We start from the raw sequence: 12,654 nt of genomic DNA, 5'->3' as shown, positions 1-12,654 counted from the left end.
GCGCCTGTTTACCCCGGCCCGGCCCGGCGGGATCGATCAGCTTTCGGCGGTTTCCGCCGCCTGGACCGGGCGCAGGCCGCGCACGGTGGCCTGGAGCACTTCCGGACGGCGCTCGCCGCCGGCGGCGATGATGCGGTCGATCCGGGCCTTTTCGGCGCGGAAGGCGGCAAGATCGGCGCCCGTCAGGACGGTGCCTTCCTCGACACGGATGCTGGAGGGGTTGATGCGCTGGCCGCGCCGCCAGATCTCGTAGTGAAGGTGCGGGCCGGTCGAGGCCCCGGTCGAGCCGACATAGGCAACCACCTGGCCCTGCCGGACCCGCTGCCCGGCGCGGATGCCGGAGGCGTAGCGCGACAGGTGACCGTAGCCGGATTCCAGCCCGTTGGAGTGACGGATACGCAGCCAGTTCCCGTAACCGCCCCAGCGGCGGGCCTCCACGACCACCCCATCGGCGGGAGCCACCACGGGCGTCCCCGTCGGCGCGGCGAAGTCGATGCCCTGGTGCATGCGGCGATAGCCCGAGATCGGGTGACGGCGCATGCCGAAGCTGGAGCTGATCCGGGCGCGCACGATCGGAGTGCGCATGAAGGCCGAACGGGTGTTCTTGCCCGTGGCGTCGAAGTACTGGACCTCGCGCGAGCCGGGAACCTGGAAGCGGTAGAAGACCTGGCCCTTGATCTGGGCGTAGAGCAACTCGCCGGTCTCGATCGTGCGGCCGTTCTCGGTGACGGCCCGGTCGAACACCAGGGTGAAGTCGTCGCCGCGGCGGATGTCGCGGTCCATGTCGAACTTGTGGGCGAAGATCTGGGACAGCCGGCGCGTGATCGCCGCGCTGGCGCCGACGCGGCGCGCCGAGGCCGAGAGCGAGCCCGACACCTCGCCCGTCGCGACCAGGGTCTCGCGCGTGACCTTCTCGTCCAGCGAGCGGACCTTCAAGGCGCCGTCGAAGCTGCGCGACACCGTCAGCTGGCTCGCCGGGCCGGTGCGCATGGTCATGCCGATCAGACGCGCCGAGCCCCGGCCGGCGCGCGGCTTGGCGATGGCGGTCTCGAACCGCAGGCCGGGCTCGATACGGGACACGTCGAAGGCGTTGGAGATGGTCTGGACCAGGGCGCGGGCCTCGGACTCGTCGACGCCGGTCCGCAGCACCGCGTCCTCGAAAGTCTCGCCGCGACGCACCTCGACCGGGATCGCCTCGGGCGCGGTCATGCCCGCGGGCGCGCCGGCGGCGACGAAGGCCTGGGCCTCGAGCGAGTCGACCTGTTCGTCGGTGAGCTGGATCAGGCCGGCCTCTTCGGCGGCGGCCACGGCGGGCTGGTACACGCGACCGGCGAGCAGGGCGACGCTCACGGCGGCGACGGCGGTGAACACATGCGGAGCCAGACGCATCGGCTGGCGGCGCGGATCAAACTGAGCCATCGGTCCCCGACATTCGACGGCGCGGCGTGCGCCTGATTACTGTACGCGACACTCTTGCAGGTTCGGCGCCAAGTCCCCGGACGCCGAAGACAGCGGCTATAGCCCGCAGCAGGCAGTTTGGGAAGACGGAGGTTACAACTGGTTAACCGGCGGAGGCCTCGATCGATGAAATTCGCGGCTCCACGGCTCAGTTTGAGATGAAGCGGCGTTATTCAACGTCGATGTTGAAGTCGAGGCCACGCAATAGCCCCGCTGTTCGCGTGATCTCCTGTCAGTGGCGCCCGCGCCACGCTTATGTGTCTGAGAGAGCACGCGCGAGTGGCTGGAGCTGATCTGAAACCGCACACCGATCCACGCGGGACCGGGCGGCGGAACGCCCTCGTGCGTCGGCTCGCGGTGGGGGCCGCCGTCGGCGCGCTGGTTCTGGCGACGGGCGCCGGCGTGGCCTGGCTGAACCGGCGGCCGATCGCGGAGCGGGTGCTGCTGGGCTGGCTCGAACGCGAGGGTGTGGACGCGGACATCCGGTTCGAACGGGTGGACGCCGACGGCGCCGTCGGCCGGGTGCGCGTCGGGCCGCGAGACGCACCGGTGGCGACGGTGGAGCGGATCGAGGTGGACTACGCCGTCGTCGCCCCCTGGGCGGGAGGCCTTGGCCTGCGACCCAGCCGCGTCCGGCTGGTTCGGCCGAAGCTCAGCGCGGCTTTCGAGGACGGCCGGCTGACGTTGGGGACGCTCGACCCCCTCATCCGGCGGCTGTCGGACCGGCCGTCCGACCCCGAGGCCCCTTCGCCCCTGATCCTGATCGAGCGGGGCGAGGCGATCATCGCCACGCCCTATGGCCCGGTGCGCGCCTGGGTCGACGCCTGGATCGAGGAGGGCCGGCTGCGGCGCATGTCCCTGACCCTGCCCCGCACCGTCGCCGCCGGCGAAGCGGGACGGCTGAACCTGGCGGGCGCGCGGATCGGCGCGGCGCGGGTCGGCGACCGGCTGGCGATCCGGGCGATTCTGGACCGCCTGGAGGCCTCGGGCCCCGATCGGTCGCTGAGCGCCGCCGGCGGCGTCCTGGACGTCGGCGTCGCCTATCCCGAGGCGCTGGACCGGATGGCCCAGGGCCCGGCGACCTTCACGCTGGCGCTCGAGGACGCCGACGTGGCGACAGGGCGGCTGTCCGCGTCCGGAACGGCGGTGAGCCTCGCGGGGGACGGCCGGTTGTCGGGCGGGTTGGCGGAGGCCGGCTTCGAGGGGCGGATCGACGCCGATCTCCGGGCGGACTCGGCCCGACTGGGCGATATCCGGCTGACGTCGGCGGCGCTCGCCGCCGAAGGACGGATGACGGCTCGCGGAGACGACGAGCCCATCTGGCGCTTCGACGGGCCTGCGACCCTGTCCGTCGCGCGGCTGACCGGGCCGGCGCTCGATCTGCGGCGCCTGTCGGCGGGGTCGGCCGAATTGACTCTCGGCGGCAGGAACTCCGCCTTCGAAGCCACGGGCCCCGTCGCGCTCCGCGCCACACGGCTCGAGACCGGCGACCTGGGCCTCGACGGAGCCGAGGCTCGCGGCCGTCTCGACATCGTCAGTCGCGACGCGACCGCCGCGGCGCTGGACCTCGCGGTCACGGCTCAGGGCGGCTGGCGAGGCTTCGGACCGATCGCCGCCGACGACCCGCCGGAGATCGCCGCGCTCAAGCGCGCCCTGGCCGACTTCCGGCTTGCGGCGCCCGATGTGCGGATCACCGCCGGCGCCCCGGGGCTGGCCGTCCGGCTGGATCGCCCCCTCACGGCCAGGCCCGGAACGGGCGGCGAGATCACGGTCGCCGCTCGTCCGGGCTCGCCCCTCTTCGGTGACGATGATCAAGGCGGGGGCTTCACGGCCCGGGCTGACGGCGGCGGGCTGCCGACGCTGGATCTCGACGCCCCGGCCTGGCGCCTGACCGGCGGCGGCTTCACCGTCGATCTGACCGGCGCGGCGTCGCTGGATTTCGCGCCGGCCGAGAACCTGCGGATCGCGGGCGGGGGGCGGCTGGCTTCGGGGGGCGGACGCACGACCTTCGCGCCGGCCGGCTGCCTCGCCGTGACGGCCGCGAGGCTGGAGCTGGGCGAGAACGACGCCGAGGCCGTTTCCGGCGACCTCTGCCCGGCGGGCGGGACGTTCCTGAGCATCGCCCGCGGCAGCTGGCGGCTGTCCGGCCGTGTCAGCGACGGAGCCGCGCGACTGCCCGGTTTCCAGGCGCGGGCCGACGGGGTCGCCGGTCCCGTGACGGCGACCGGCGGCGAGGCGCTGGGGCTCGACGCGGCGATCGAGCGCGCGACCCTGTCGGATCTCGCCGAGCCGAGGCGCTTCGAGCCGATGATCGCGCGCGGCCGGGCCGGGCTGGCGGACGAGGTGTGGACCGGCGGCTTCGACCTGTCGCCCCGCGCGCGGCCCGATGCGGCGCTGGCGCGGGCGGAGCTGCGCCACGACGGCCGCTCCGGCGTCGGCGCCCTGACCGTCCAGGCGCCCGAGGTGCGTTTCGTCGAGGGCGGGCTGCAGCCGGACGACATCTCGCCGATCGGTTCGGACCTCATGAAGGGCCCCGTGACCGGCCAGGCCGCCTTCGAAGGACGCTTCGACTGGTCCGCCGACGTCGCGACCAGCCGGGGCGAGGCGCGGGTCGCCGACCTAGACTTCCTCAGTCCACTGGGTCCGGTGACCAACCTGCGGACCGAGGTGACGTTCGACAGCCTGGCCCCGCTGACCACGGCGCAGGGCCAGAGGCTGACCGCCCAGGCCGTCGCCGCCTTCGCCCCGCTGGACGACCTGAACCTGACCTTTTCCCTGGAGCCTGACGCCCTGGTTATCGAAGGCGGCCGGGTCACCGCGGCCGGCGGCGTGATCCGCGCGGAGCCGTTCCGCGCGCCGCTGACGCCCGACCAGCCCCTGACCGGCGCCCTGACTTTCGACGGCGTGGAGCTGGGTCAGATCCTGCGCACCCTCGGCCTCGGCGAGGACATCGCCATCCAGGCGAGGGTCTCGGGCCGTCTACCGTTCCAGCGCCTGTCGGACGGCCGTCTGCGCATCCAGAACGGGACGCTGGGCGCGGTTCAGCCGGGCCGGGTCTCGATTCCGCGCACGGCGCTGGATGACGTCGCGGCGGGTGGCGGCGGGCCGGAGACGCCGCCGAACATGGTCCAGGACCTCGCCTATCAGGCGATGGAGAATCTCGCCTACGACAGTCTGACGGCCGAGCTCAACAGCACGGATGACGGGCGCATGCTGGTGCGCTTCCAGATCAAGGGCCGCCACGACCCTCCGGAGCGGCAGGAGATCCGGCTGTCGATCCTGAACCTGATCCGACGCCGCTTCCTGGAGGAGACCCTTCCGCTGCCGTCCGGGACCGAGATCGACCTGACGCTAGACCTCAACTTCAACGCGGATCAGCTGTTCGGCGACCTGATCGCGCTGGATCAGGCGCGACGCGGTCAGGCGCCGACCAGACCGGCGACGCCGTGACGCCTCGACAGCCGCGTCGCCGGCGTTCAGAACCCGTTCACGCGGCTGAGCGTTACAACTGACGCCGACGTTCTTCGCCAGCCGAAAGGCCTTCTCATGACCGCCAAGCGCGCCCGTCTCCTGATCGTCGGCCTGGTTCTCGCCGGGACCGCGAGCGCCTGCACCCCGACGGTGCGGCTGCAGGTCGATCCGATCCAGATCTACGCCCGGCTGGACGCCGACGTGCGCGTGCGGCTGGACCAGGAGCTCCGCGACCTGCTGGCCGAGAACCCCAACCTGTTCTGATCGGAGGGATCAGCCATGAATTTCCGCAAGACCTTCGTCGTCGGGGCCGCGCTGGTGGCCCTGGCCGTCGCGGCGGCCCCGGTCATCGCCCAGACCGCCGAACAGAAGGCGCGCATCGACCGGGCCAAGGCCGAGGGCGTCGTGGGCGAGCAGGCCGACGGCTATCTCGGCATCCGCACCAGCGCCGACGCGCCGCTGCAGGAGGCGGTGCGGGTCACGAACGAGGGCCGCCAGCGCGCCTACGAGCGCAGCGCGGCTCAGGCCGGCACCACCGCCGCCGTCGCCGGCGCCCGCATGTTTGAGCTGAACCTGCTTCCGCGCATCTCCACCGGCGAGTGGTATCGCAACGCCCAGGGCCGGTGGGTCCAGCGATGAGGCCTGTCGGGTCGTGAACCGGTTCGCCCGATTCAGCCTGGTGCTGCTGCTGTCGCTGATGACGGCGGCGTTCTGCACCTGGGCGCTGGGGGCGACCTGGACCGCGATCGGCGGCGGCGAGATGTCGTTCCACGGCTGGACGGCGCTGGCGCTGGGCATTCTGGGCACCTTCGGACTGACCTGGGGCCTGATGGCGCTGGCCTTCAAGTCGCATCGCGAAGGGTGGGACGATCAGGTGGACAACACCTTCGATCCGGGCCGCAGGGACGGCGAAGGCCGTTGACCGGGGGCCCGCCGCCGGGCCAAAGCTCGCCCGGTTTCCGGGAGACCGCCATGCGTTCGTCGATCCTGTGCGCCCTCGCCCTCGCGCTCGCCGCCTGCGACAGCCAGCCGGAAGTGGCGGCCGGTCCTCCGGCCGGCGCGCCCGAACCGTCGCCGGCCGTGCTGGGCGACATCGATCTGAATCAGCCGATCAGGGCGCTCGGGACCGAGCCGTTCTGGGGCGTCGACGTCACGCCGGGCGCCCTGACCCTGACGGGCGTGGACATTCCCGAACAGCGCTTCGAAACCGACGGGCCGGAGGTCATGGGCACCACCGCCGTCTGGCGGGGGACGGACGGTCAGGGTCAGGATCTGACCCTGACCTTGATCGCCACGGAATGTTCGGACGGCATGAGCGATCGGCTTTACCCGCTCACCGCGCGGATCGAAGCGGGCGAGCGTGAGCTGACCGGCTGCGCCGACCTGACCTCCCGCATCCTGTCGGGCGAGGGCGCGTAAACCTTTTCTAGACCGGCCTGCGCTATCGACGGTTGAATGACCCCCGTCGCGCCTCCCGCCGACCTTCGCGCCCTGACCACCCTGCGGTTCGTCGCCGCCATGTGGGTGGTGCTCTACACCTTCTGGAAGAACCTGGACGTCGGCTTCACGCCGGTCCTCGCGACCAAGGGCTATCTCGGGGTCGAACTGTTCTTCGTCCTGTCGGGCTTCATTCTCAGCCACGTCTATCTGGAAGCGGCCGGCGAGAAGCGTTTCCGTTACGGCGGCTTCCTGTGGGCGCGGCTGGCCCGGGTCTATCCCTTGCACCTGTTCACCCTGGTCGGCGTGGGGGCCCTGGCCTTGGCGGCAGGCCTCGCCGGCATCGCGGTGGACGCCAGCCTGCTGAGCTGGGAGTCGCTGCCGGCCAACCTTCTGCTGGTCCACGCCTGGGGCTTCGCGCCCGAGGCGGGCTGGAACCACCCGTCCTGGTCGATCTCGGCGGAGTGGTTCGCCTATCTGCTGTTCCCGGCCTTCGCCTTCGTGGCCTGGCGGCTGAGATCCAGACCCCTGGTCGCCACCCTGCTGGCCGGGGCGGGGCTGCTGGCGCTCTACGCCGTGTTCCAGCGGCTGGCGGGCTTTCCGCTGACCGAGGCGACGATCCGCTGGGGTGCGCTGCGCATCGTTCCGTGCTTCGCCTTCGGGTGCGCGCTCTATCTCCTGCATCGAAGGGCGTCCGCGCCGTTCGCCGGCTGGATGGCCGCGGGCTCGGCGCTGGCGATCGTGGCCGCCGCCAGCGTTCCGATGTGGGACGGCGTCATCGTGCTGCTGTTCGGCCCGCTGATCCTGGGGTTGGCCGGCCTGTCGAACGAAAGGGCCGGCGCCCTGTCGTCCCGCGCCGGGGTCTACCTCGGGGAGATCAGCTATTCGATCTACATGATCGCCGCGCCGTGGCAGATCCTGGCGGTCAATGTGGCGGCGCGCCTGGTGGGCTCGGAGGACAAGCAGCTGCCGGTCTGGCTGTGGCTCGTCGTCCTGATCGGCCTGCCCGTCGCGGCGGCGATCTCCTACCACCTGGTCGAGCACCCGGCCCGACGCTGGATGCGCGGACTGGCGGAACGGCGCGCCCAGAGCGCACCGGCCGGCGAAATCGCGTCTAAAGCGACGCTTTGAAAGCCGCGCACGATCGGTTAGGGGAGATTCTCCCCTCCACGGCGAACAGGTCAGGCATGTCTCAACGGCTCAAAGCCGTCGCGGTTGCGGCGACCCTCGGGATTTTCGCGGCGGCGACGCCGATGCAGGTCCGGGCGGATGAGCCCTACTGGCAGTGCGTGACCTTCGCCCGCATGTTTTCGGGCATCCAGATCTTCGGCGACGCCTGGACCTGGTGGAACCAGGCCCTGGAGCGCTTCAACACCGGTCGTCGGCCCCAGACGGGCTCGGTCCTGGTTTTCCGGCCCCACGGCCGCATGTCGCGCGGCCACGTGGCGGTGGTGTCCAACGTCCTGACTGATCGGGTCATCCAGGTGACGCACGCCAACTGGGGCGGCAGCCGCGGCCGGGTCGAGGAGAACGTCACCGTCGTGGATGTGTCCGATCGCGGCGACTGGAGCGCGGTCAAGGTCTGGTACAACCCGATCAACGACCTCGGCACGACGGTCTATCCGACCTACGGCTTCGTCTACAACGCCGCGCGACAGGCGGGCGCCGCCATCGCCGGCGGGTCGAACTGACACCCCCGCCAGGCTCCACGCGATGATCCGCATCCATCGCGCCGGCGGCCTAAAGCCCATGACGCCTCGGCCCGGCTGGCGGCCCGAGGCGGACGTCGTCTGGATCGACCTCTTCCAGCCCTCCCGAGAGGAGGAGCTGATCGTCGAGGCCGCGCTGGGACTGCAGATCCCGACCCGTGAGGAGATGGCCGCGCTCGAGGAATCGAGCCGTCTGTATCGCTCGAACGGAGCGACGTTCGTGGTCGCCGATCTGCTCAAGAACGGAGACGACGAGGCCCCGGAACTGGAGGGCGTCACCTGCGTCCTGACCAAGGGACCGGTGATCACCATCCGCTATTTCGATCCCAAGCCTGTCCAGGCGGTTTGGGACCGGCTCCTCGCCGAGCCCGCCGCCTGCGTCCACGGCTCCGACGTGTTCCTCGCCATCATGGAGGCCGCGATCGACCGGCTGTCGGCTGTGCTGCGGCGCGTCGACGACCGCGTCGAGGGCATCGCGCAGGAGATCTTCTCCGGCGGCCGCACCGGCGGTTTCGCGGGCCTGATCGCCCGGCTGGGCAGGGCCCACATCGCCACGGCCCGGATCGAGGAGAGCCTGGCGGGCCTGTCGCGCATCTTCGTCTATGTGGGGCTGGACGGCGGCATGGACCGGAATCGGGCGGTGCGGGAGCATCTGCGGTCCCTGCGCGGCGACGCCGAGAGCCTGAACGCCCACGCGGAGGCCGTCGCGGCCAACATCGAGTTTCAGCTGAACGCCGCGCTGGGCCTGATCAATGTGGAGCAGTCGGCCATCATCAAGATCTTCTCGGTGGCGGCCGCCGCCTTCCTGCCGCCGACGCTGATCGCCTCGATCTACGGCATGAACTTCGAGCACATGCCGGAACTGTCGCGACCGTGGGCCTACCCGGCGGCGCTGCTGGCCATGGTCGCCTCGGCGGTGCTGCCGCTGCTGTGGTTCCGCAGGAAGGGCTGGATCTAGACCGCCGCGTCGAACAGGGCGTCGCGCGCCACGTCCGCCCGCGTCATGGGGAAGAAGTGTCCCCCCTCCACGGTCTCGACCGTCACGCCCGGTCGCGTGGGCTTCAGCACATGGCAGGTGCTGTCGCGCGCCGCCCGCAGGATCCGCACCGGTCGGTCCACCCGGGCCAGGGCGCGCCAGGGGTCATGCGCCTGGGCCGCATAATTCGACGCCTCCCACTCCGGCGCGCAGGTCAGGCGCACGTGATCGCCCTCCTCGACGAACCCTTCGGCGACGTAGTCGGCCAGGACCGCGTCCGGCCAGCCCTTGAAGGCGCCGCGTCCGCGATAGGCCGCCAGGGCCTCCTGACGATCCCTGAACATGCGGCGTCGCCGCAGCGCGCCCCTCACCAGCGGAATCCGGCCCGCCAGCCTCCGCGACAGCGGCAGGTTCAGCATCAGGGTGGCCGGTCGCGGCCAGATCACCGGGTCCAGCAGGACCAGGCTGGAGACGCGTCCGGGGCGCTCGGCCGCTCCGAGCAGGCCGGCCGTTCCGCCCATCGAATGACCCGCCACCACCACCGGCGGGCCGTCGAGCCGGTCCAGAACGGCGGCGATGTCCGCCGTGAAATCGGCCCAGTTGCGCCGACCGGCCGGCTCGGCGCTCAGCCGCGTGCGGCCGTGGCCGCGCAGGTCCAGCGCGAGGACGCGCAGCGCGCCGCCCAATGGGGCGAGCAGCTGGCGATAGGTCCCGGCGTTGAACCCGTTGGCGTGCAGGAAAACGAGGTCGACCGGACGATCGACGGGCCCGATCTCGAGCGCGGCCACGGCCCCGCCCGCCTCCCGTTCCGGCACGGGAATCTCCAGGCGACGGGGCGTGGTCAGCCGTGCGGCGTCCATCCGATTTAGGTAGGCCCTCGCGCGCACTCGCGCCATAGCCGTGGAGAGGTTGCGGCTATCAGCCCTCGCGACAGGCCGAACAGCGCCCGTGGGCCTCGATCGTCACCCGCTCCAGCACATAGCCGTGCTGGGACGCCGCAGCCGCCAGCCCGGCTCCGGCCGGAGGTTCGAACTCCCGCGCCTCGCCGCAACAGTCGCAGATCAGGAAGGCGGCGGCGTGATCGCCCGCGTCGTGGGCGCAGGCGACATAGGCGGACAGGGACGAAATCCGGTGGGCGAGGCCGCGCCGCTCCAGGAACTCCAGCGCGCGGTACACCGTCGGCGGCTTGGCGGCCTGTCCATCCGGGCCGTAACGGCCGATGAGGTCATAGGCCTTGACCGGCTCGCCGGCCTCCAGAAGCAGCTCCAGAACCCGCCGACGGGGCTCGGTCATACGCTCGCCATCGGCCCGACAGGCTTGCTCAGCCGCGTCCAGGGCGTGGGCGAGCGCCCTCGCCTTCAGCCCCGCATGCGGCTCGTGATGTCGGCAACCCTCGGCCATGGCCCTCAGCTAATCGCCTTCGTGCGACCTCGCAACGGCGCTTGACGATCTGCGACGTTATCTCATAACACACGTCACCTCGTCTTCCCCGGAGTTCGCCATGCGCCACGTCGTATCCACCGCCGCCCTCGTCCTCGCGGCGGGTCTCGCCGGAGCCGCCGCCGCCCAGGAGCGCCGGGTCGTCACCGTCGAGGAGGTCGTGATCACCGCCGCGCCCTATGGCGTGACCGCCGACGCGACGACCATCGCGGTGGACGTCCTTGACGAGGAGGACCTGCTGACGGCCCCGTCGGCCGGCCTCGGCGACGTGCTGAACGGCCTGCCCGGCGTCCGGTCCACCAGCTTCGCGGCGGGCGCCAGCCGACCGGTCATCCGGGGCCTGGCGGGTCCCCGGGTGCAGGTGCTGACCAACGGGGTGGGCCTGATCGACGCCTCGGCCCTGTCGCCGGATCACCAGGTGGCGGCGGATCCGGGCGAGGCGACGCGCATCGAGGTGCTGCGGGGCCCGCAGACGCTGGCGTTCGGTGGGTCCGCCATCGGCGGGGTCGTCAACGTGATCGACGGCCGCATCCCCGAGGAAATCCCGGAAGGCGGGATCGACGGCCGCGTCTCCGCCCAGTCGTCCAGCGTGGACGACGGCTACAAGATCGGCGGCGGGGTCAGCTTCGCCGCCGGGCCGCTGGTGTTCACGCTCGACGCCCTGCGCCGCGAGAGCGAGGACTACGATATTCCCGCGCCCGCCGAGTCGCGCCGCCAGCTGGAGGCCGAGGGCGAGGACTACGAGGACACGGGCGAGACCACGCTCGAGAACAGTTTCGTCAATCTCGACGCCTACGGCGCCGGCGTCTCCTACGTCGGCGGCTGGGGCTTCGTCGGCCTGTCGGTCAAGCGGACGGAGACCGACTACGGCGTGCCGGGCCACGCTCACGAGCATGAGCACGAGGAGGGCGAAGACGAGGACCACGACGAGGATCACGAGGAGGAGGAAGAGGTCGTCACGATCGGTCTGGAACAGACCCGCTACGACCTGAGCGGGGCGTACGAATTCGTCGCCGGCCCCCTGTCCCAGGTGCGCTTCGCCGGAGGCTACGCCGACTATACCCACACCGAGTTCGAGGGCGAGGAGACGGGCACCGTCTTCACCTCCGAAGGCTATGAAGGGCGGGTCGAGTTCGTTCAGCGTCGTCGCGGCGGCTGGGACGGGGCGTTCGGCGTGCAGGCGCTGAGCCGGGACTTCAACGCCATCGGCGACGAGGCCTATGTGCCCCAGACCGACATCACCGAGTTCGGCGCCTATACGCTACAGCGCCTGGATCGCGGGACGTGGGGCCTGGAAGGCGGGCTGCGTGTCGATACGCGCGATCTGGACAGCGTGGCCGCGTCGGAGAGCTTCACCAACGTCTCCGGCTCCGTCGGCGTCTTCGCCAAGCCCGCCGACGGCTGGTTCGTCGGCCTGTCGGTCTCGCGCAACGGCCGGGCGCCGACTGAGGCCGAGCTGTTCGCCGAGGGGCCGCACATCGCCACCCGCGCCTTCGAGATCGGCGATCCGACGCTCGACAACGAGGAGGTGACCTCGCTGGAGGCGGCGCTGCACTATGAGGACGAGGGCCTGTTCGAGGCGGACCTGCACCTGTTCCACGCCACCTACGACGGCTTCATCGACCTTCGCCCCACCGGCGCCGAGGAAGACGAGCTGCCGGTGTTCCAGTACGTCCAGACCGACGCGGAGTTCTACGGCGCCGAGGCCGAGGCCCGGGTCACCGCCTGGGAAGGCGCGAACGGGAGCCTCGCCCTCACGGGCGGATTCGACATCGTGCGGGGGTCCACCGACCTGGGCGCGCCGGCGCGCATTCCGCCATTCTCGCTGACGGCTGGGGTGGAGGGCGAGTTCGGCCCCCTGGTCGCGCGCTTCAAGGCCCGGCGCGTGGGGTCGCAGGACCGGGTGGCGGAGTTCGAGCTGCCGACCGACGCCTACACCCGCTACGACGCCTTCCTCGGCTGGCGTCCGGCGGCCCTGCCCGGCGCCATGGTCTTCGTCGAGGGGCAGAACCTCTCCGACGAGGAGATCCGCGAGCACGCCTCCTTCCTGAAGGACCTCGCGCCCTCGCCCGGCCGCAATGTGCGGGTGGGCGTCTCCTACGCCTTCTAGACGAGCGTGGTTTGCCGGGGCGCGGCGCTTCCGCTAAGACGCCGCGTCCCAAT

The 12,654-nt window shown here is 71.4% G+C and carries 12 protein-coding genes; 9 read left to right on the top strand and 3 right to left on the bottom strand.

Annotation, left to right across the window (positions count from 1 at the left end; translation table 11 throughout):
• Positions 1 to 36: 36 nt before the first annotated feature.
• Positions 37 to 1,419, bottom strand: coding sequence for a M23 family metallopeptidase (locus tag ACFFGE_RS07970; protein WP_376835784.1), 1,383 nt, complete (start codon positions 1,417 to 1,419; stop codon positions 37 to 39).
• Positions 1,420 to 1,800: 381 nt separating this feature from the next.
• Here ACFFGE_RS07970 and ACFFGE_RS07965 point away from each other — a divergent pair, with 381 nt between their 5' ends.
• The 8 genes from ACFFGE_RS07965 to ACFFGE_RS07930 all read left to right on the top strand — a co-directional run bounded on the left by ACFFGE_RS07965 (position 1,801) and on the right by ACFFGE_RS07930 (position 9,033).
• Positions 1,801 to 4,908 carry an intermembrane phospholipid transport protein YdbH family protein gene (locus tag ACFFGE_RS07965; protein ID WP_376835783.1) on the top strand — a complete coding sequence of 1,036 codons (3,108 nt, stop codon included), beginning with the start codon at positions 1,801 to 1,803 and terminating at the stop codon, positions 4,906 to 4,908.
• A 96-nt stretch (positions 4,909 to 5,004) separates the two neighbouring features.
• A complete protein-coding gene (locus ACFFGE_RS07960; protein ID WP_376835782.1) occupies positions 5,005 to 5,193 on the top strand; it encodes a YnbE family lipoprotein in 189 nt (62 codons plus the stop codon).
• A 15-nt stretch (positions 5,194 to 5,208) separates the two neighbouring features.
• Positions 5,209 to 5,568 carry a DUF1318 domain-containing protein gene (locus ACFFGE_RS07955; RefSeq protein ID WP_376835781.1) on the top strand — a complete coding sequence of 120 codons (360 nt, stop codon included), beginning with the start codon at positions 5,209 to 5,211 and terminating at the stop codon, positions 5,566 to 5,568.
• Positions 5,569 to 5,581: 13 nt separating this feature from the next.
• On the top strand, positions 5,582 to 5,851 hold the full coding sequence (locus ACFFGE_RS07950; protein ID WP_376835780.1) for a hypothetical protein: 270 nt from the start codon (positions 5,582 to 5,584) through the stop codon (positions 5,849 to 5,851).
• Between the two features lie 50 nt (positions 5,852 to 5,901).
• Entirely contained in the window at positions 5,902 to 6,348 is a 447-nt protein-coding gene (locus ACFFGE_RS07945; RefSeq protein ID WP_376835779.1) for a COG3650 family protein, read from the top strand.
• 36 nt (positions 6,349 to 6,384) lie between these two features.
• The gene (locus tag ACFFGE_RS07940; RefSeq protein WP_376835778.1) at positions 6,385 to 7,497 is read left to right on the top strand and encodes an acyltransferase family protein; all 1,113 of its coding nucleotides are present in this window, start codon (positions 6,385 to 6,387) and stop codon (positions 7,495 to 7,497) included.
• A gap of 56 nt (positions 7,498 to 7,553) precedes the next feature.
• A complete protein-coding gene (locus ACFFGE_RS07935) occupies positions 7,554 to 8,057 on the top strand; it encodes a CHAP domain-containing protein (protein ID WP_376835777.1) in 504 nt (167 codons plus the stop codon).
• Positions 8,058 to 8,079: 22 nt separating this feature from the next.
• The gene (locus tag ACFFGE_RS07930; RefSeq protein WP_376835776.1) at positions 8,080 to 9,033 is read left to right on the top strand and encodes a magnesium transporter CorA family protein; all 954 of its coding nucleotides are present in this window, start codon (positions 8,080 to 8,082) and stop codon (positions 9,031 to 9,033) included.
• Here the strand turns inward: ACFFGE_RS07930 and ACFFGE_RS07925 are convergent.
• Both ACFFGE_RS07925 and ACFFGE_RS07920 read right to left on the bottom strand, forming a co-directional pair.
• A complete protein-coding gene (locus ACFFGE_RS07925; protein ID WP_376835775.1) occupies positions 9,030 to 9,911 on the bottom strand; it encodes an alpha/beta fold hydrolase in 882 nt (293 codons plus the stop codon). The genes ACFFGE_RS07930 and ACFFGE_RS07925 overlap by 4 nt on opposite strands.
• 58 nt (positions 9,912 to 9,969) lie before the next feature.
• Complete coding sequence (locus ACFFGE_RS07920) at positions 9,970 to 10,452, bottom strand: Fur family transcriptional regulator (protein ID WP_376835774.1); 483 nt, start codon at positions 10,450 to 10,452, stop codon at positions 9,970 to 9,972.
• A 100-nt stretch (positions 10,453 to 10,552) separates the two neighbouring features.
• On the opposite strand from ACFFGE_RS07920, the gene ACFFGE_RS07915 reads away from it, so the two are divergent.
• Positions 10,553 to 12,601, top strand: a complete 2,049-nt coding sequence (locus ACFFGE_RS07915) for a TonB-dependent receptor (RefSeq protein ID WP_376835773.1) — start codon at positions 10,553 to 10,555, stop codon at positions 12,599 to 12,601.
• Positions 12,602 to 12,654 lie beyond the last annotated feature (53 nt).

It is taken from the genome of Brevundimonas balnearis (genome assembly GCF_042434805.1).
Lineage (GTDB): Bacteria > Pseudomonadota > Alphaproteobacteria > Caulobacterales > Caulobacteraceae > Brevundimonas > Brevundimonas balnearis.
Note: the sequence above shows the minus strand (reverse complement) of the source record. Positions and strands in the feature narration are given on the sequence as shown.